General features: G+C 73.9%; 19 protein-coding genes. 10 read left to right on the top strand and 9 right to left on the bottom strand.

Annotated elements, in window-relative coordinates; all coding sequences use genetic code 11:
• Positions 1 to 145: 145 nt before the first annotated feature.
• The 5 genes from IF01_RS0135125 to IF01_RS0135105 form a co-directional block, all read right to left on the bottom strand.
• Positions 146 to 670, bottom strand: coding sequence for a hypothetical protein (locus IF01_RS0135125; protein WP_157855443.1), 525 nt, complete (start codon positions 668 to 670; stop codon positions 146 to 148).
• Positions 671 to 867: 197 nt separating this feature from the next.
• A complete protein-coding gene (locus IF01_RS46300; protein WP_244215724.1) occupies positions 868 to 1758 on the bottom strand; it encodes an alpha/beta fold hydrolase in 891 nt (296 codons plus the stop codon).
• Between the two features lie 116 nt (positions 1759 to 1874).
• A complete protein-coding gene (locus IF01_RS0135115; RefSeq protein WP_030397672.1) occupies positions 1875 to 2696 on the bottom strand; it encodes a class I SAM-dependent methyltransferase in 822 nt (273 codons plus the stop codon).
• Between the two features lie 20 nt (positions 2697 to 2716).
• On the bottom strand, positions 2717 to 2917 hold the full coding sequence (locus IF01_RS0135110) for a hypothetical protein (RefSeq protein WP_030397671.1): 201 nt from the start codon (positions 2915 to 2917) through the stop codon (positions 2717 to 2719).
• A gap of 38 nt (positions 2918 to 2955) precedes the next feature.
• Entirely contained in the window at positions 2956 to 4344 is a 1389-nt protein-coding gene (locus IF01_RS0135105; protein ID WP_051756824.1) for an MATE family efflux transporter, read from the bottom strand.
• A 265-nt stretch (positions 4345 to 4609) separates the two neighbouring features.
• Between IF01_RS0135105 and IF01_RS0135100 the strand changes: the two genes are divergently transcribed.
• From IF01_RS0135100 to IF01_RS0135070, 7 genes are all read left to right on the top strand, one after another.
• Positions 4610 to 5152 carry a PadR family transcriptional regulator gene (locus tag IF01_RS0135100; protein WP_030397669.1) on the top strand — a complete coding sequence of 181 codons (543 nt, stop codon included), beginning with the start codon at positions 4610 to 4612 and terminating at the stop codon, positions 5150 to 5152.
• Positions 5153 to 5320: 168 nt separating this feature from the next.
• Complete coding sequence (locus IF01_RS0135095; RefSeq protein ID WP_375341019.1) at positions 5321 to 6238, top strand: class I SAM-dependent methyltransferase; 918 nt, start codon at positions 5321 to 5323, stop codon at positions 6236 to 6238.
• 106 nt (positions 6239 to 6344) lie between these two features.
• Positions 6345 to 7409: an acyltransferase domain-containing protein gene (locus IF01_RS0135090; RefSeq protein WP_244215723.1), complete on the top strand. Its 1065-nt coding sequence runs from the start codon at positions 6345 to 6347 to the stop codon at positions 7407 to 7409.
• Between the two features lie 190 nt (positions 7410 to 7599).
• The gene (locus IF01_RS0135085) at positions 7600 to 8490 is read left to right on the top strand and encodes an isocitrate lyase/PEP mutase family protein (RefSeq protein WP_030397666.1); all 891 of its coding nucleotides are present in this window, start codon (positions 7600 to 7602) and stop codon (positions 8488 to 8490) included.
• Positions 8487 to 8834 carry a hypothetical protein gene (locus IF01_RS50485; RefSeq protein WP_037782338.1) on the top strand — a complete coding sequence of 116 codons (348 nt, stop codon included), beginning with the start codon at positions 8487 to 8489 and terminating at the stop codon, positions 8832 to 8834. Before IF01_RS0135085 ends, IF01_RS50485 begins: the two co-directional genes overlap by 4 nt.
• Complete coding sequence (locus IF01_RS0135075) at positions 8831 to 9931, top strand: bile acid:sodium symporter family protein (RefSeq protein ID WP_078880572.1); 1101 nt, start codon at positions 8831 to 8833, stop codon at positions 9929 to 9931. Before IF01_RS50485 ends, IF01_RS0135075 begins: the two co-directional genes overlap by 4 nt.
• A 154-nt stretch (positions 9932 to 10085) precedes the next feature.
• Positions 10086 to 10607 (top strand): hypothetical protein, encoded by a 522-nt coding sequence (locus tag IF01_RS0135070; RefSeq protein ID WP_030397663.1) that lies wholly within the window; start codon positions 10086 to 10088, stop codon positions 10605 to 10607.
• A 217-nt stretch (positions 10608 to 10824) separates the two neighbouring features.
• Here the strand turns inward: IF01_RS0135070 and IF01_RS0135065 are convergent, their stop codons facing one another.
• From IF01_RS0135065 to IF01_RS0135055, 3 genes are read right to left on the bottom strand one after another with little or no spacing between them, the layout of a single operon-like run.
• Positions 10825 to 11712 carry a hypothetical protein gene (locus IF01_RS0135065; protein WP_030397662.1) on the bottom strand — a complete coding sequence of 296 codons (888 nt, stop codon included), beginning with the start codon at positions 11710 to 11712 and terminating at the stop codon, positions 10825 to 10827.
• On the bottom strand, positions 11709 to 13685 hold the full coding sequence (locus IF01_RS0135060; protein WP_063764381.1) for a GMC family oxidoreductase: 1977 nt from the start codon (positions 13683 to 13685) through the stop codon (positions 11709 to 11711). The genes IF01_RS0135065 and IF01_RS0135060 overlap by 4 nt, the downstream gene beginning before the upstream one ends.
• On the bottom strand, positions 13682 to 14113 hold the full coding sequence (locus tag IF01_RS0135055; RefSeq protein WP_233290029.1) for a hypothetical protein: 432 nt from the start codon (positions 14111 to 14113) through the stop codon (positions 13682 to 13684). The genes IF01_RS0135060 and IF01_RS0135055 overlap by 4 nt, the downstream gene beginning before the upstream one ends.
• A gap of 452 nt (positions 14114 to 14565) precedes the next feature.
• On the opposite strand from IF01_RS0135055, the gene IF01_RS0135050 reads away from it, so the two are divergent.
• Positions 14566 to 15384: a DUF4389 domain-containing protein gene (locus IF01_RS0135050; RefSeq protein WP_051740322.1), complete on the top strand. Its 819-nt coding sequence runs from the start codon at positions 14566 to 14568 to the stop codon at positions 15382 to 15384.
• 140 nt (positions 15385 to 15524) lie between these two features.
• Here the strand turns inward: IF01_RS0135050 and IF01_RS0135045 are convergent, their stop codons facing one another.
• A complete protein-coding gene (locus tag IF01_RS0135045) occupies positions 15525 to 17372 on the bottom strand; it encodes a S8 family peptidase (RefSeq protein WP_375341018.1) in 1848 nt (615 codons plus the stop codon).
• Between the two features lie 298 nt (positions 17373 to 17670).
• Here IF01_RS0135045 and IF01_RS0135040 point away from each other — a divergent pair, with 298 nt between their 5' ends.
• On the top strand, positions 17671 to 18429 hold the full coding sequence (locus IF01_RS0135040) for an N-acyl homoserine lactonase family protein (protein WP_051756822.1): 759 nt from the start codon (positions 17671 to 17673) through the stop codon (positions 18427 to 18429).
• Positions 18430 to 18521: 92 nt separating this feature from the next.
• Entirely contained in the window at positions 18522 to 19004 is a 483-nt protein-coding gene (locus IF01_RS0135035) for a MarR family winged helix-turn-helix transcriptional regulator (RefSeq protein ID WP_078880571.1), read from the top strand.
• Positions 19005 to 19067 lie beyond the last annotated feature (63 nt).

The raw sequence follows: 19067 nt of genomic DNA, 5'->3' as shown, positions 1-19067 counted from the left end.
GGGCTCCCCGTCCGCGACCGGCTCCAGCAGCCGGGCCGCCGCCCGGGCCGCCGCCACGGTGCTCGGCGCAAGGGCGACGCCCCCTGCTCCTCGGCGGTGCCGGTGAGCAGGGGGCGCTCGCGGGGTTCGCCGCCGGACCCGGACTTCAGCCCTGCCGACCTGTTTCGACGATCTTCATGACGAACGGCGTGGAGTTGTTGCCGAGGTGGAGGATGTCGTCGATGCTGCTGACGCTGACCCGTCCGCCGGTCAGATCCCCGAGCGGAGCATCCTCGGAGACCCTGACCGGGACGAGTGCGGTGGCGCTGTCGTCCACGTTGAGACCGGCCGGGAAGACGCACCGGACGGTCCACACGCCGAGCAGGCCCTGCGTCGCCTGGCAGTCCTCGGGGAAGTAGGGCTCCTCGGGTGTCACGCCGCGCGGCAGGCGGACGCTGACGGTGAAGCTGTTCGCGGTCTTCTGAGGGCCGCCGTTGGCGACGAAGCCGTGCACCGTTGTCGAACCGCCCGGCGTGGCCGGGTCCGGGTCGAGCCGAACCACTTCCAGGTCGGAATTCGACGGCAGGGCCGCCTGGGCCGTCGTCGCGGGCACCAGCACGGCCATGAAGGCCGCTCCGGCCACCAGGGCCAGGCGCCCGGTCCTGATGCGGCGAGCTCTCGTACGAGTCACTTCCGCTTTCCTTCCAACAGGGTGGAGAGTTCAGGCACAGCCGTGCGGCCGCGCCCGGTCTACATCGTCTGCGGGGTGGCGGGTTTCCGCTCGGCCTGGCCGTTCGTGGCCAGTCCATCGGGTGAGCGCCGGCACCGGCCCGGGCCGATGCCCATCCGGGGCCGCCGTCCGTCAGCTCGCCTCGAACTGCGACAAGATCAACTGTCGGACAGCCTTTGGCCCGTACCGATGGCGTCCCGAACGAACCGGCGCAGGTGGGCGCGCACCACGTCGGGCTGCTCCAGCCAGGGCTCGTGCCCCGCGCCCTCGATCCGGGTCAGCGGCACGCCCAGCCGGCGTGCCAGCGACTCGAGCGCCGACACCGGGCGGGGGTCGTCGACCCCACCGAGGAGCTCCGTCCGGGCGGGCAGGCGTGCCCGCAGCTCGGCGAGGTGTCCGTCGAGCGGATCGGCGCGACCTTCCGTGCCGAGTTCGGCGTTCATGGACCAGTTGACCGGCCGACGCCGCCGGGCACCCTCGGCCGCCCAACGCCACCCGCGTTCGGGATCGGAGTGGTCGGGGAACCAGGCCAGGGTGAGCAGTTCGACCTCCTGCTCCTCCGTACGCCGCGGCAACTCCTCCAACTCGCGGAGCCGCTGCTGCTGGGCCGCGGACATCCGGCGGCCGCGTTCCGCCCGTTCGCCGGTCCGCCAGTCGCCGACGAAAGGCCCGCACATCAGCAGCACGGCGCGCACCCGCTCGGGGTGGCGCAAGCAGAACCGGCTCGCCAGACCGGCACCGTAGGAATGCCCGATCAGCACGGCCTCGGGCAGTTCCCAGGCGTCGAGGAGTTCGGCGAGGTCCTCGACGTGCCGGGTGAGGGAATGACGGCCGCACCACTCCGATCGACCGGTGCCGCGCTGGTCGTACCGGTACACGGGCGCGAGGTCCGCGACCATCGGGGCGATGCCGCCCAGGTAGTCCGGCAGCCCGGGACCACCGTGGAGCAGGACCACGGCCGGCTGCCGAGTCGTGTCCCCCAGTGCCTTCCAGTGCACCTGCGCCCCGTCGGTCATCGTCACGAGGCCCTGCTTCTCCGTCGGAGTCACCGCCAGGAGGTTACCGGCGTCGCTGATGCTCCGCCAAGGTCGGTCGTCGGGCCTGGTCGTCGGATGCGTGCCCCGACGGGCTCGGGGTGGCCGGTGGGTCGGGCTCAGCGGCGGGCTCAGCGGCGGACGAAGTAGGTGGCGGCGTCGCGGTTGCCGAGCCAGCGGAGCGTGAGGGGGCAGCGGGACAGTGGGCGCCAGTGGGTGGTCAGTTCGGTGAAGAAGTCCTGGTCGGCGCAGAGGCCGCCGGGGCGGTCGCCCAGGTACAGCACGCCCGGCCCCTGGTAGGCGCGCAGGGTGTCGGCGGCCATCGGGTCGCGGTGCGGGGGCCAGAGCAGGGCGAGTACCCGGTCGGGGTGGGCGGCGGCGTCCTCGGCGGCCCGGCCGGGCCGGACCTCGGTGTACTGGAAGCGGTCGGTGAAGCCGTTCCGTTCGGTACGGGCCTCGACATCGGTCGCGAGCACGTCGACGCCGCGGGCCCGCAACAGCCAGGCCCAGTAACCGCTGCCCGCGCCCACCTCCAGCAGACCCCGGCCGTCCAGGCAGTCCGCGATCCAGTCCAGGGCGGTGCGGGAGGCCAGGGCCCAGCTGTAGACCCGGGAGAGCTCCTGCCGCCGGGGCAGCGCGGGGCCCAGCCCGGCGGGCAGGTGGTCGAACACCTCGACGACCGGTCGGGTGCGGCTGCCGTGGCGGAGCGCGGGGTACCACAGCAGCGGCACCATCTGCGGGTTGTGCGCCGCGAACTCGACGTCCTGCTCGGGCAGCAGGTCGCCGAGTTGCCGGAACGGTCGGCCCCACCCGGGATGGTGCAGCTCGGCACGGCCGGCCCAGAGGCGGATCAGCCGCTCGGCCGTCCCGGCGACCATCAGGGCGGTGGGGTCGCCGGGCCGGGCGGCGGCGCCCGCCCCGGGGTGCCCGGGCGCAGCCGTCGGCTCGGTCATGGGCGGTGTCCGGCGAGCGGTCAGAGCGCCATGTGGTCCTGGACCGCCAGCCCGTCGGAGCCGCCGACGGGCTGCCCGAACAGGGCTATGTGCGCCTCGACGACGATGCCGGGGGCGGTGGCCGGCTCCTGGACCGCGCTGACGCCGCTCACCACGGCGGCGGCGGCGAGCGCCGCGGTGGCGGCACCGATCAGGGCGGTGTGACGGCTGTTCAGTTCCATGGCGCACACTCCGGTCTCGGAAATCGATCGCACGCACCTTAGGCAGACGCGTTCCGCTCGATCAATCGAATTTCTGACGCCTCCTCAGGCACGTTCCGGCGCGGTTCGTCCCCAACTGCTCCGGCCCGGCGGCGGGACAGCGGGAGCAGGAGCAGCGCGAGCTGGACCAGCGCGCCGATCGTCATCCCGGCCCAGAGGCCGCGGACCCCGAACGGACCGGACAGGGCCGCGCCGGAGGCGAGCTGGGCGGTGAGGCCGAGCAGCACCGCGACCACCGGCCGCCGTCCGGCACCGGCCGCCTGGTGCACTCCGCCGAGGGCGACCACCAGCGCGTAGGGCAGCAGGTAGAGGCCGGCCATCCGGAGGAAACCGACGGCCTCGCCGGCCACCGCCGGGTCGTCGGTGAACAGCGCGGCCACCGGTCGCGCGGCCGCCGCGCAGAGCAGGGCCGCAGCCGCCCCGAGCACCCCGGCCAGCCCGGCGGTGTCGCGGGCGAGGGAGCGCACGAGGACGGCGGGGTCGACTCCGGCCCGACGGGCCGCGCCGGTCAGCCGGGCGGCCTCGATGGCGGCGGCCTGCCGGACGGCGTAGAAGGCCATCGTGACGATCAGCAGGACGCGGTAGCCCACTCCGTACCCGGCCACCGCCGGCACGCCGAAGGCCGCGACCAGTCCGAGCTGGACCGTCCCGACGCCCATCCGCGCGGTGAAGTCCAGGCCGAACGGCGCGCCGGTCGCGGTGATCGCGCGCCCCTCCGCGAGCAGGCCCTCCGTGAGCGGCCCCTCAGCGAGCGCCCCGCCCGCCGGGGCCGGCAACCGGTGGCGGCGGCGGAGCAGGGCGGTGACGGCGAGCGCGACCGCCCGGGAGGCGGTCAGCGCCAGCGCCGCGCCGGTCACGCCGAGCGCCGGGAACGGGCCGGGCCCGAGGATCAGCAACGGGTCCAGGACGAGCAGCAGGGCGTTGCCGAGCAGGGCCGTCCGCAGCGGCGTCCGGGTGTCGCCGACGCCCTTGAAGAGCTCGTCGGCGATCCGCTGGGCGAAGAACAGGGCGAAGGCCGGGAAGGCCACGGTGAACCAGTCGGCGGCGAGCGCGGCGGCCTCGCCGTCCAGGAAGGCGCCGGCGATACGGTCCCTGACCAGGAAGCCGGGGACGGCGATCAGGAGGCTGCCGAGCGCGCAGAGCCGCCAGGCGGCCCGGGCGACGCGCCCGGCCCCGGCCCGGTCACCGGCGCCGTGGGCGTGCGCGAGCCGCACGGTGGTGCCGGACGCGACCACCAGGACCAGGCCGAGCAGCAGGTTCTCCACGGTGCCGGCCAGGGTGACGGCGGCCACCGCCGGTGCGCCCAACCCGGCCACCCAGTAGGCGCCGACGACCGAGGCGACCACCCCCGAGAGCAGTTCCCCGTAGACCGGTCCCGCCAGTGCCACGAGCCGTGGCAGATGCCCCCGCATGCTTCCTCCGCTGTCCCCGTCGGCCTTCGGTCGCGATGGCCTCGCTGGCCTCGCCGGCCCGCTGGCCTGCTGGCCTGCTGGCCTGCTGGCCTGCTGGCCTCGAATAGAGATACATCGAACCGAGGCATCTCGACAAGAGATATTGTGGCGCCGTCGCACCTGTGCACCACCACGCCCGCGACCACCGCAACGGCGACGCGCCGCGACGCCGGAACGCCACGACGACGGAGGGCCCACGACCGTGCTGACGCTCGCGATCCTCGGTTTCCTGCACGACGAGCCGCTGCACGGCTACCAGTTGAAGGCCCTGATCACCGGTCTGACCGGCCATGTCCGGCCGGTCAGCGACGGCGCGCTCTACCCCGCGATCACCAGGCTGGAGAAGGCCGGGCTGCTGCTGCGGCGCACCGAGCCGGGCACCGGCGCCGCCCCCCGGCAGGTCCTGGAGCTGACCGCCGAGGGGCGCGCCGAGCTGGAACGGCGGCTGGCCGAGCCGACCGAGGTCGAGATCTCCGACCAGATCCGCTTCTTCACCGTCGCCACCTTCCTCGACCGGCTGGCCGACCCGGCCCGGCAGGCCGCCGTCCTCGGGCGGCGGCTCGCCTTCCTGGAGGCGCCGAGCAGCTTCTTCTACGACGCGGACGGTCTCCCGGTCACCGCCGAGCAGGAACCCAACCCGTTCCGGCGCGGCATCCTGCTGGTCGCCCGGGCCTCCGGCGCGGCCGAGCGGGCCTGGCTGACCGAGACCATCGCCGAACTGGAACGCGGCACTCCGAACGCCTGAACGGGCCGCCGGACACGTCGCCCCCGAGGGGATCCCACCGGCGCGGCGCGTGGCTATGATGACCGCCACCCCCGCGGCCGGTCCGTCCGGCACCCCGGCGCCCGCCGCGAGTGGCCAGGTCACGGGCCGGTCCCCGACCCGCGCCGTCCGCACCCGAGGGAGACCGCCGTGCCCAGTGCCGACATCGCCGACGCCGCGAACACCGCGCACACCGCCGGCGCCGCACGGTCCGCGACCGGCCCCGGACCGGGCGCGCCCCGGGCCGCCGCACGCCGGGAGGACATCCCCGGCTGGTTCTTCCGACTGGACCAGCAGGCCTTCGGCCACCTCCTCGCCGCCCAGAGCGCGGCCGGCACCACCGGCGACATCCTCGAACTCGGCAGCTACCTGGGGCGCAGCGCCGTCCTGCTCGGCGACCACCTGCGGCCGGGCGAGCACCTGACGGTCTGCGACCTGTTCGACTCGGAGGCGGGCGACGCCGACAACGCCGCCGAGATGACGATGTCCTACCGGGCCTCGCTCACCCGGAGCGGCTTCGAGGCGAACTACCTCGCGTTCCATCCCGAACTGCCGACCATCGTGCAGGCACCGACCTCGGTGCTGGCCGACGGCCGGGTCCCGGACGGCAGCTGCCGCTTCGTCCACATCGACGCCTCCCACCTCTACGAGCACGTGGCCGGGGACATCGCGGTGGCGCGGCGGGCGCTGTCCGGGAGCGGCCTGGTGGTGCTGGACGACTACCGCTCGGAGCACACGCCCGGCGTGTCGGCGGCGGTCTGGCAGGCGGTGTTCACCGGCGGACTGCGGCCGGTGCTGCTGACGCCGATGAAGTTCTACGGGACGTGGGGCGATCCGGAGCCGGTCCGGCGGGCGCTGCTGGCGCGCGACTGGCGGGCGGAGGGGTTCACGGTGGACGAGGACACCATCGCCGGCGAGTCGGTGCTGCGGCTCAACAACGCGGTCCGTCCGGCGGCGCGGCGCTCGGGCGCGCGCCGGGTGCTGCTCGACCTGCTGCCGCCGGTCGCCACCCGGTCGGTCCGGCGGGCGCTGGGCGCGCTGCGGACGCGGCGGGGGCCGGGGGCGTAGCGGAGGTGCGACGGGCGCGGCGGGTAGGGCCGGACCGCCGATAGGGTCGCCGGGTCGGGTCCGCCGGCCGGGCGGGCCGGACGCCGCACCCGTGGAGGGCCCCGAAGTGCCGTCGCGTACGCCCGATCTGCCGTACCCACCGAACGCCTCCGAGTCCGCTCGGCTCCCCCGGCTCGAGCAGTTCCAGCAGCTCGCATCGCTCCCGCAACTCCCCCCGCTCCCGTCGGACGAGGAACTGGTCGAGGCCCTGCGGGGGCTCGCGGTGCCGTTCGAGGAGGTGAACGGCCTGCTGGCGGCCCGGACCCGGCTGGACCGCGACCGGGGACTGCGGACGTTCTTCGAGGAGATGCTGCGCACGCAGGCCGCGGCCGTGGGGACTCTCGGGCAACCGGCCGGGCTGGACCGCGACTGGGCCGCCGGAACGGCCGGCGGCGCGGGCCTCGCCACCCTGTTGTTCGTCGCGTTGGCACCGCTCGCCCGGGCGCACCACCGGGCGCTCGGCATCCCGGCCGAGGTGACCGGGTCGACGCTGGCCGACCTCGGCCGGCAGCTCGCGGTCAGCCGGTGGCGCGGCCGGTCCGGGCTGGGCAACGCGCGCTGGCTGACGTTGCACTTCCGGGGCGAGCTGTTCCAGCTCGGCCGCCTCCAGTTCCAGCGCACCCGGCTCGCCGCCGAGGACATCCCGGCCACCGGGACCGGGGGCGCCGACGCGTGGAGCCTGCAGCTGCACATCCCCGACCACTGCGGGCCACTCTCCCCCGCGGCCTGCGACCGCGCGCTGGACCGGGCCCGAGAGTTCTTCCCCCGCCACTTCCCCGGGGAGCCGTACCGGAGCTGCCACATCTTCTCCTGGCTGCTCGATCCGCAGCTCGCCGACCACCTGCCGGCCGGGTCGAACATCGTCCGGTTCCAGCGGCGGTTCTCCCCGCTGGAACGGCCGGACCGGCCGTCGGTGCCCGAGGACACCAATCCGCTGAAATTCGTCTTCGGCGACGTCGAGCGGCCGCTGGACTCCCTGCCCCGCGACACCGCCGTCCAGCGCGCCCTGGTCGACCATCTGCGGGCGGGCGGCCACTGGTACGTGCGGGGCGGCCGGCTGCCGTTCCCGGCCGGTGTCACGGCCGGTGTCACGGCAGTCCACCCGGCCGTCGGGCAGACGCCGGATCGATGAGTCGATATCCGATGGAATGACCATTCAGATAAATCTGATCGGACTCACTCGAACGAGGGAACATCCATTAAAGATTTGCCCACGGAACATTAAAGAGCGCATAGTGATGATGCCTCAGTTGGCCATAGGAATGGCCAACTTTCGGCAAAGTCCCGTGCGTGTCGCGCACGGATACCCGGAAAACAAGGAGATGACGTTGCGTCACGAGAACCTTCACGACGGCTACGGGCAGCGGCTGCGCGAGCGGATCGCCGCCCCGGGGACGGCCCCGCTCATCGGCGTCTACGACATGTACTCCGCCTCCATCGCGGCCGAGCACTACGACGGCATGTTCGTCTCCGGCTTCGGCTTCGCGGCCTCCTACTACGGACTGCCCGACATCGGCTTCATCGCCTGGCCGGACATGGTCGCCTTCGTCGAGCGGCTGCGCGGCGCCTTCCCCCGGCACCACCTGCTGGTCGACATCGACGACGGCTACGTCGACCCCGAGGTGGCCTGCCACGTGGTGCGGCGGCTGGAGCGGATCGGAGCCTCGGGCGTCATCCTGGAGGACCAGAAGCGGCCGCGTCGCTGCGGCCATGCCGACGGCAAGCAGGTCCTCCCCCTCGACGAGTACCTGGAGAAGCTCGACCAGGTCCTCGCGGCCCGCACCGATCTGGTCGTGGTCGCCCGCACGGACGCCACCGAGGAGGCCGACATCCTGCGCCGGGCCGAGGCCCTCGCCGCCACCGAGGCGGACGTGGTGCTGGTCGACGGCGTGCGCAGCGAGGAGTGGATCCGGAGGATCCGCCGGGTGGTGGGCGACAAGCCGCTGCTGTTCAACCAGATCGCCGGCGGCAAGTCGCCCCGGCTGTCGCTCTCCGAGCTGGACGCCCTCGGGGTGGACGTGGCCATCTACAGCACCCCGTGCCTGTTCGCCGCCCACCGGGCGATGGACGAGGCGCTCGCCGGCCTCAAGGTCGCGGACGGCCGGCTCCCGGCCGAGGCCGGAGGCCGCCAGCCGATCGGCGTCCGCGAGTCGACCGAGCTGCTCGAGCGGAACATCGCCGGCGTCCGGACGCGCGAGGAGGTGGGCGTATGACGCTCCGGGTGCCCGGTCCGGCCGTACCGGCCCCGGCGGAGGCGTCGCGCCGGGGCCGCCACCGGGTGCTCGCCGTCGGGCTGGCGCTGGCGGCGTGGGCCCTGCTCGGCTGCGCCGTCCCGGGGGTGGCCGTCGGGGCAGGCAGTCTCCTCACCGTGATCGACAACTCCGGGGCGGACTCGATCGTCGAGATCGACCGGACGGCCGATCTCCTCTTCGGGCACGGGTCCGCCGGCAGCGACCACGACGGCTCGACCTCGGTGCTGCCCGGCCTGCTGGACCTCGCCGGAAGCACCGCCGCGCCCCTGCCCCCACCCCCGGCAGCGGAGGAGGACGAGGAATGACCACGGTCGGTCAGCACCGGGCGACGCCCCCGCCGGAGGCGTCGCCCCCGGCGGGCAGCGGCGAACGGCGGCGGCCGTGGTGGCGGGTGCTCGACCCCTATGTGGCCGCGCTGGCCGGGGCCGTGGCCCTGGCCGCGCTGCTCCCCGCCTCCGGACGGGCGGCGCACTGGGCCGAGCTGGCCTGCGAGCTCGCGGTGGGGCTGCTCTTCTTCCTGTACGGGGCGCGGCTGTCCACCCGGGAGACGGTCGCCGGACTGCGGCACCTGCGACTGCACGGCCTGGTCCTGGCCTGCACCTTCGTCGTGTTCCCCCTGCTCGGTCTCACCCTTACGGCGGTGACCCCCGTCGCGGACACCGGCCCGCTGCGGACCGGGGTGCTGTTCCTCTGCCTGGTGCCGTCCACCGTCCAGTCCTCGGTGGCGCTGACCGGCGTCGCCCGGGGGAACGTCCCGGCCGCGATCTGCGCCGGCACCTACTCCAGCCTGGCGGGTCTGCTGCTGACGCCGCTCCTCGCGGCCTGGCTGCTGGGAGCGGGCGCGGCCCTCTCGGCCGACGGGCTGCTGCGGATCTGCGCCCAGTTGCTCGCGCCCTTCGTGGCGGGGCAGTTGCTGCGCCCCTGGATCGGCGACTTCCTGGGGCGCCACCGCCGGGCGCTCGCCCCGGTCGACCGGGGGTCGATCCTGCTGGTCGTGTACACCGCGTTCAGCGGCGCGGTCGAGCAGGGCGTGTGGGCCACCGTCACACCGGTCGCGCTGCTCGGGCTGCTGGCGGTGCTGCTGTGCCTGCTCACGGCCGCCCTCGCCATTGCCAGGCTCGGCGCGCGGGCGCTGGGCCTGGATCGCGCCTCCGGCATCGCTGCGGTGCTCTGCGGCTCGCAGAAGAGCCTAGCCGCCGGGCTGCCGATGGCCACCGTCCTCTTCGGCTCCCAGGCGGGTCTGCTGGTGCTGCCGCTGATGATGTACCACCAGTTGCAGTTGGTGGCCGGCGCGCTCCTGGCCGGGCGCTGGTCCCGAGCCGCGGACGGGGAACCGACTCCCGCAGGTCAGGCGGACGAGGGAGGCTCGGGGGTCAACACGAGTATGACAAAGGCATATTGACGTTCAGTCAGGATGCCTGAAGACTGGCACGGCCCTGGCGCGGCACCATCCCCGGCGCCGCCGCCCCGGAGTGTTCCGCTCGTACATGTCACTTCTTCACAGCCCCGCCACCGGAGCATCCGGCTCCGCGCGCGGGCGGTCCAAGGAGACAGCCATGAGCAACGACACCCGCCCCTTCATCCGACGCGCCGCCCTCGGCGCCTGCGCGGCGGCCCTGGCCGCCCTGGTGGTGCCGAGCACCACCGCGCACGCGGCCACCGCGCACCCGACCGTCACCCTGGCCAAGCCGGGCAACGGCGCCGGCGTCCTGACCCTCACCGTCCCCGCCAGCCGCCCCGGGGCCGCGCCGCTGACGATCGACTGCACCGTGACCCCGTCGACGCCCTTCCGCTACTACGGGGGCCCTTACGGCGGAGGGGAGGAGGGCCTGGCGAGCGTCGAGTGCTCGGCCCTCGTCTACAAGATCCAGGTCGATGTGGCGCTCTACTACAACGGCTCCCAGGTCACCTACAACTCCAGGACCGCGTACAACGCGCTGAATGCGACCGCCGACACCGAGTACCCGCTGAAGCAGGGCTCGTACCAGACCGGCGCGCGGGCGACCATCACGACGGTCCTCGGCGGCACCCCGGTGACCAGCCCCATCTACGGAAGCGCGAGCGTCAACCTGCCGTAGGCCCGGATCCGACCTTCCGCACGGCACCCTGCCTCTGACCGAACGGCGGCCCACGGGGCGCGCCGGGCGCAACCAGGGCCCGTGACAGCAGCCGCCGGTGGAGCCCACGGGCGGCTGCTGTCCGGCCCACCGGTCACTGTGGGCAAGGACGCGGACGGAGCCTCCGGGTCCGGTCCACCATCGACCAGGAGGCACCCACCTCCGCACCCACCCGGCGTCAGGGGATGTAGTAGGGGCGGTGGTGGGCGGCCACCGGTGCGGACTGGTAGGTCCAGGCGCCGGCCGCGGGGGCGTCGCCGACCAGGCGGGCGAGGTCGGCGACGGCTTCCCGGGCGGGACCGCCCGGACCGGGCCTGTCCGCGCCAGGGCTTTCCGGGCCGCGTTCGCCGAGGGTGAGGCGGACCCGGTCGGCGGTGCGGGCGTCCAGCGGGTGGAAGCGGTAGGGCTGGTGGACGGTGAGCGGGCCGGCCAGCAGTCGGCCCTCCTCGTCGGTGCCGTAGCCGGTGACGGGGGTGTTGACGACCGGCTCGCTGTCGAGGCCGGCCAGGTCGGCCTCGACGGCGAACAGCTCCTCCTCGTGCCGGCGCAACCCGTCCGGGCCGAGGGTGGCGCGGTGGCAGGCGACCGACCAGCGGTCGTGCACGGCGGCCGCGTTCAGGGAGGGCAGGACGGCGGTGAACCAGCCGGGGTGCTTGGGCTCGGCGTAGAGCCGGGTGCCGGCGTCGATGGCGAGCGGGTTGTCGCAGAGCACATGGAGGCGGGCGATGCCGAGCAGCCTGGTCTGGTCGTGGCCCCGGGCGTACTGGCCGTAGTCGACGGCCGGCAGGCGGTCGGCGGCGGACCGGGGGTGGGCGATCACGTTGATCTCCACCTCCTCGGTGATCCCGCCGCCGGTCGGGTACTGGGCGAAGTACAGCTGGTAGTTGAGCGAGACGCAGGCCCGGCCGCCGAAGTCGGCCGCGGCCAGAGCCGGATGACGCTCGGCCAGTAGTTCCTGGACCGGTCCGGGGTCGACCAGGTAGTCCACCCCGATGTTGTGCAGGGCTCCGTAGTGGAAGGGCAGGTAGTACGGCTCCGGCACGGGGGGCAGTGGCAGACCGGTCATGAGGGCTCCCTGGACGGGGTCGGTAAAGACGCGGGCGCGGAGGAGGAGGCGGAGAAGGCGGCGGAGGCAGCGGAGGTGGAGGAGGAGGCGGGCACAGCGGAAGGCTCGGACGGTCGCGGCGCGGTGAGTTCCGCGGGGCCGCGCAGGGCCGTCAGGTCGTGGTGGGCGCGGTCGGCGCTGCGCAGGGCGAGGGCGGCCATGGTCAGCGAGGGGTTGGAGGTGCCGAGCGAGGGCATCGAGCCGCAGCCGACGGCGTAGAGGTTGGGGTGGTCCCAGCAGCGCTGCCACTGGTCGACCACGGAGGTGCCCGCCGAGACGCCCATGATGTGGGTGCCGCCGCCGTGGCCGGCGCCCCGGTAGCCGTACGGCCGGCCGTCGTGTTCGAGCCGCCCGGGCCAGCCGGGGCCGGCCTCGTAGCGGGTGTGGTCCTCGGCGCCGAGCAGGGCGAACAGCTGGTCGGAGACGGCCCGGGCGGAGGCCATGCCCTCTCGGACGTAGCCGGAGAGGTCGTAGTGGAGGGCCGGTCTCGGCAGGCCGAGGCGGTCCGGCCGGCTGTGGTCGAGGGTGACCCGGTTGGCCGGGTCGGCGGGCTGCTCCAGTTCGAACTGGAGCGAGAACTGACGGCCGAGCCGGTCGCCGAGGCGCTCGCGCAGGTCCTTGCCGCGCACCCCGGTGCGCAGCAGGGCCCCGGTCTCGACCTGGGGCGGTCGCCCGGCCCAGGACCAGCCCCAGTTGCCGATCTCGATCCGGAACGGTGCCCGCCGGGCCCGGGCCCGGCCGAAGCGGAAGGCTTCCAGCCCGCTGGTGGAGCCCGGCCCCCGGTAGGGACCGGTCGGCTCCGGCAGCAGGCCCCAGGTGAGCAGGGCCGGGTGGTCCATCAGGTTGCGGCCGACCTGGTCGCTGCGGTTGGCGAGGCCGGAGAGGAGCAGCAGCCGGGCGTTCTCGATCGCGTGGGCGGCAAGGACGACCAGGTCGGCGTGGACGCGGTGGGTGGTGCCGTCCGCGTGGTACTCGACGCCGGTGGCGCGGCCGGTGCCGTCGACCAGGACCCGGCTCGCCACGGCTCCGGTGCGCAGCCGGACACTGGGCGCCCAGCGGGCCTGGGTGCGCAGCGGGGTGTACTTGGCGCCGCTGGGGCAGGCCGGCACGCAGGAGGCCGTGCCCTGGCAGAGCGGCCCGACCGGGTGCTCCGGTCGGGTGGGCATGCCGTTGCGGGCGTGCGGGGTGGTGCTGACGGCGAGGCGGGCGTCCTCGTCGTCGGCCGGGTCGCGGACGGTCCGGCCGTCGAGGGCGCGGGCGAGGGTCCGGTCCAGGTGGGTGGCGGGGATCGCGCGCATCGGGAAGGCGTAGTCGGCGGGGATGGGCAGTCCGACGGCGCGGCGCTGCTGGTCGGCGTCGGCGGCGACGCCGAGTTCGTGTTCGGCCTGCCGGTAGTACGGTTCGAGGTCCTGGTAGCCGATGGGCCAGTTGCGGCCGTGGCCGAGGTCGGCGGTGCGGAAGTCCTCGGGGTGCATGCGCGGGGTGAGACCGGTCCAGAGCAGGCCGGTGCCGCCGTTGGCGCGCAGGTAGCCGCTCGCGTAGGGCAGCGGGCCGTGCTGGAGCAGGTATCCGGTGGCCGTGAACCCGCCGTCGGGCAGGCCGGTCAGGTCGTCGACGTCCGGGGACGGCGCGTCGGCGCTGCGGGGGTAGGGCGAGGTGGGGGTGCCGCCGCCGGCCGCGAGGTAGGCGGTGGCGGTCGTGGCGGGGTCGGGGACGTCGTGGCCCGCTTCGAGGACGAGGACCCGGTGGCCGTGGCCGCCCAGGCGGTGGGCCACCAGCGAGCCGGCGAAGCCCGCGCCGACGACGATCACGTCCCAGTGCCGGTGGGCTTCCTGCCGGTGGGCCTCCTGCCCGCGGGCCTCCTGGCGGGTGCTGTCCTGGCGGTTGGCGTCCGACCGGGCGCCGTCCCGGTGCCGCGCGGCGTCCCGGGTCATCGGCCGGCCCCGTCCTGCGGGGCCTCGGCCCAGCTGCCGTGGCCGGGGGCGGTGCTGCCGGGGGCGGCGCCGTGGAAGGTGCGCCACATCAGGCCGCGGTCGTGGGCCCGGGGCGAGGCGGGCGGCTCGTCCGGCCAGGCGCCGACGTACCAGAGGTGGACCAGGGCGTGCTCGTCGCGGACCCGGTGGGCGAGCAGGGTGCGGTGGTGCTCGTGGGCCATGCCGGTGTCGCGCAGTTCGCTCTCGTCGAAGCCGGTGAGCTCGGCGGAGAAGCGGAGGAAGTCGGCGAAGTCGGTCAGCTCCAGGAGGTCGCCCGACGCGGGGAAGCCGTACGCCGCCCGGTCCGGCTCGTCGGTGTCGGCCCCGGGGTCGAGCCCCTCGGCCACCGGTCCCGAGAGGCGGTGATGGTAGTCGTCGAACCCTGGCAAGCCGGCACCCCCATGGTGAGCAGGTCGCATGGTCACATCACGTCGTGTCGCATTCACGGCACAGCACGGCACAGCACGGCGCATCACGGCACATCACGTCCCGGACATGACAGCCGGGAGGATGCTCCCCGTCCGACGGACGATCGGGCGAACTCCCGATCGCCCCGGAACCGATGCTGCCCCGTCTGCGCCCCCAGGAGAACCTTCGACCACAATCGATCGATCACGACCACTCCACCAAGGTTTCGCTGTCGTATCGCGACCGCTTGCTTATCGGATCGACTGCCTGAATGACCGATCCGGACCGGCCTGGTTCCGGCCGGCCGGGCGTCGTCGCACGGACGGCGTCGCACGGGTGGCGCAACGCAGCGCGCGGGCTCCCCGGACGGCTGCGATCTTCGGAGCACGCGCGGGTCCACCGCGCGCCCCGGTGTCGAGCCCTGGAGGCCCCGATGTGGCAGGCTCCCCCCGCCGCCGCCCCGTACCCGAACGAATGGCTGCCCACGCTCGACATTCCCGCGCCCGGAGCCCAGAACCGGCTGACCGTGCTGTTCCGGCTCCTGCTGCTGATCCCGCAGTTCATCGTGCTCTGGGTGCTGTCGATCGTGGCGTTCGTGGTCACGGTCATCGGCTGGTTCGGCGCGCTCGTCCTCGGACGGCTCCCGGTCTTCGCCGCCGACTACCTCTGCGCGTACGTGCCGTACGAGACCCGGGTGAACGCGTACCTGCTGATGACGACGGGCAGCTACCCGCCGTTCGCCTTCCGCGTCCCCGAGTACCCCGTGCAGGTCGGCCTCAGGCCCGGGGAGCTGAACCGGCTCGCGGTGCTGTTCCGGATCGTGCTGGTCATCCCGGCCGCCGTGGTGCAGTGGCTGCTCTACGCGGGCTGGTGGGTGGTCGGCTGGATCAGCTGGCTGGTGGTGCTGGTCCTCGGACGGATGCCGCAGCCGCTGTTCGAGGCGACCGCGGCGGTGCTGCGCTACCGGATGCGGTACACGGCCTACCTGGTGATGCTCACCCCGGCCTACCCGAAGCGGCTCTTCGGCGACGAGCCCGGTCTGGACCCCGAGGGGACGGTGTCGGCGACCCGCCCGCTGGTCATGAGCGGCGCGGGCCGGGGACTGCTGGTGCTCTTCCTGGTGCTCGGCCTGGCCTCCGGGGTGACCAGCTCGGTCACGACGGCCGTGAACGACAACGACGACGACGAGGTCAAGAACGTCACCGGCCCGCTGCTCCCCGGCCCCCTGCTGCCGGGGCCGTCCTCCCGCTGAGGACACAACGGGCCGGCGCCGGAGGAACCACCGGAGGAACCCGGGGAGCAGGAACGAAAAAGCCACGGCGGCGGGGATTGCCCCCGCCGCCGTGGCGCGTCCCGGTCCCCGTCCGCACTGCCCACCGGACGGGGCGACCGTCAGAAGGTCAGGTTCCAGGCGTCGACGGTGCCGACGTCGCCGGAGGCGCCGTCCTTGACCCGCAGCTTCCACGTCCCGTCGGCCGGGCTCGCGGAGGCGTTGACGGTGTAGGTCTTGGCGACGTTGTCGGCGCTGTCGCTGTCGGTGAAGTCCTCCAGCAGGTAGACCGTGCCGTTCGGCGCGACCAGGGAGATCACCAGGTCACCGCGGTAGGTGTGCTTGATGTCCACGCCGACCTTGAGCGCGGTGGGGGCGTTGCCGCCGACCCCGGTGACGGCCAGCGGGCTGTCCACCGTCGCGTTGTCGGTGATCGCCACGTCCGTCAGGTTCTCGAAGTACTTGCCGGTGGGCGGGGTGCCGCCGCCGACCGCCTTGAGCGCGTCGACCTGGCCCTCGCCGAAGAAGGCGTTGTTGGCGGTGGTGCCGGTGCAGCGGCTGTCGGACGGGCAGGCCACGTCGTTGGCCTGGGTGGCCAGGCGGGCGCGGATGTCGGCCGGGGTGAAGGTCGGGTTGGCGCTCGCGATCAGCGCCGCGACACCGGTCACGTGCGGGGAGGCCATCGAGGTGCCGCTCTTGGTGCCGTACTTGCCGCCGGGCAGCGTGGAGTACACGCCGGTGGCGCCGTCACCGCCGGGCGCGGCGACGTCGATGACGCCCCGGCCGAAGTTCGAGTACGAGGCCTTGCCGGTGCCGCTGGCCATGGCCGAGACGGTCACCACGCCGGGCAGCTCGGTCGGGATGTCGATGCAGGCGTTGGTGATGGTCCGGGTGACCTTGGTGGAGTCGTTGGGGCTGTCGCTGTCGGTGGTCTTGTTGGCCAGGTCGTAGTTGGAGTTGCCGGCCGCGGCGACCTGGAGCGAGCCCTTGCCCTCGGCGTAGGCCTGGGCCCGGCGGACGCCCTCGATGATGGCGGCCTGGTCCAGGTTGTCCGGGCAGTTGAACTGCCACGGGTCGGTGTAGTAGCTGTTGTTGGTCACCTTGAAGCCGTGGTCGCCGGCCCAGACGAAGCCGCAGACGGTGTTCTCGGCGAAGAACAGGGTGCTGGTCGGCTCGGCGATCCGGACCGAGGCGATCTTGACGCCGGGGGCCACGCCGATGACGCCCTTGCCGTTCTTGGCGGCGGCGATGGTGCCGGCGACGTGGGTGCCGTGGGTGTCGACGTCGCGCCAGGCACCGGTGCGGGTGTCGGCCTTGCCGTAGGCGCAGGAGGCGGAGTCGGCGGCGTCGAAGTTCGGCGCCAGGTCCTGGTGCTGGTCGTCGACACCGGTGTCCAGCACGCCGACCTTGACCGCGGACGAGCCGGTGGAGACGGCCCAGGCCTGGTCGGCCTTGATCTGGGTCATGTCCCAGCGGTTGGACTCGGTCAGCGTGGTCGCCGACTGGGCGGGGTTCGCGGGCAGCGCCGGGTTGTAGGCGTCGGCCGGGACGTCCGAGGTGCGGGTCGCGCCGACCTGCTGGACGCCGGCCGCCCCGCGCACCGCGGCGGCGAAGCCGGTGCCGGTGGAGTGGGCGACGACGACGCCGATCGCGTCGTAACTCGCAAAGACGGTGCCGCCGTTGGCGGTCACCGCGGACTTGGCGGCGGCGACGTCGGCGGGGGCGCTGATCACCAGGTAGGCACGGGTCCCGGCGGCCCAGGCGGTGGCGGCGGCCGGAGCCTGCGGCGCGGCCTGGCTCTGCGGCGCGGCCGCGGCGGCCGGAGCGGCCGGGGCCTGGACGACGGGGGCGGAGGCGGGCGCGGCGGGTGCCGCGACGGCCAGGGTCGCGGGGGTGGCCAGGGCCGCGGCGGCCAGCAGGGCGAGCGCGGCGGTGGGGCGGCCGACCCGCCGGGATATCAGGGGTGACACGTGCGTCCTCCGATCGGGGCCCGTGCTTGAGGGGATCACACGGGGGTTGAACGCAACATGCCAGAACAGCAAGCATTTGGGGAAGGCTTTACGCGTGACCTGTTGTCACAAACGTGTCAACATTTGATGTCTCCCCGATTGCTCCTGTCATTCCGGTCGTCCCTACCTGAGCCACATCCGTGCGACCGGCGGGCCCCGGTCGCCCCGGAGAGCCGATCGGCCGCGCCCGTGCATCCGGCCGGATCCGCTGTCGGCGGACAGTCCCGAAGCGGACCCGGCCGCGCGTCAGGATGACCGGATGGGTAATCACACAGCGGTACGCCGACTCGACCTGGGCTACTTCGTCCGCCCCGCCTCGGAGACCGGCGGCTCCCGGCCACGTGTCGAACCCGTGCTCGCCTATCTGGTGCGGCACGATCGGGGACTGATCCTCTTCGACACCGGCATCGGCGCCGCCGACCCCGGGACGGAGGCCCACTACCGGCCCCGGCGCAGGCCGCTGGAGGGCGCCCTCGCCACCGCGGGAGTCACCCTCGCGGACGTCTCCCTGGTCGTGAACTGCCACCTCCACTTCGACCACTGCGGCGGGAACCCGCTGCTGGGCGGCACGCCGATCCTGGTCCAGACCGTGGAGTTGGCCACCGCCCGTCGGGGCGGCTACACCATCGACGAACTGGTCGACTTCCCCGGCGCGACCTACGAGGAGCTCGACGGCGAGGCGGAGGTCCTGCCCGGAATCCGGATCCTCCCCACCCCCGGGCACACCGAGGGGCACCAGTCGCTCGTGGTCCAACAGGGCGACGGCACCGTGGTACTGGCCGGCCAGGCCTACGACTTCGCCTCCGAGTTCGGATCGGACCACCTGGCCCGACACGCGGCCCACCGAGGCGTGGAACAGCCGCTCCCCGACTACCGGCCCTGGCTGGACCGGCTCGGCGAGTTCGACCCTCGACGCGTCCTCTTCGCCCACGACTGCTCGGTCTGGGAACCGCCCCGGCCGGGCAGCTGGGACCACCACCCGCCCCGGGCACTTCCCCGGCCCCCGAAGGAGGACTGACGCCGTGACGGCGATCGGCGGGAGCTCACCGGCGAGATGCTTCAAGCTTGCATTGTTCCGGCTTGACGCTTTCTCCTGGGTAGCATGGCCGCATGACACCGCCCCCGGATGTGCCGGACGAACGGGTCCGGGCCGAACAGGTCCGCGCCGAACAGATCCGTACCGAACGGGTCCGGGCCGAGCGGGCCCTCTGCGGCCTGGTGAACGGACTCGCCCAGCGGATCGGCGACCATCTGCGCGAGCACGCCGCCGGGCTCGGGCTCACGGCGGCCCAGGCCACCGCGCTGCGCGAGTTGCACGGCCCGCTGACGATGCGTGAACTCGCCGGACGGATGAGCTGCGAGCCGTCCAACGCCACCTTCGTCGTCGACCGGCTGGAACGGCAGGGGCTGGTCGAACGGCGCCCCCACCCCACCGACCGGCGGGCGCGGCAGCTCGTCCTCACCCCGGCGGGCACCGGGTTGCGGGAGCGGCTGCTGGCCCTGCTCGCCGCCGACTCACCGCTGGCAGGGCTGGGCCCGGAGCAGCGGATGGCGCTCCAGGAACTGCTCGAACAGGCCCTCGCCCGGCCCTGAACCGGGCCGGGTGAGGGCCGGAGGAGTCGGTGGTCGCCGGGGCGCGCACGCCCGCGCCCCGGC

The sequence above is a fragment of the Kitasatospora purpeofusca genome (assembly GCF_000718025.1).
Taxonomy (GTDB): domain Bacteria; phylum Actinomycetota; class Actinomycetes; order Streptomycetales; family Streptomycetaceae; genus Kitasatospora; species Kitasatospora purpeofusca.
The sequence above is the reverse complement of the archived record's forward strand: the minus strand, read 5'-3'. Positions and strand labels throughout refer to the sequence as shown.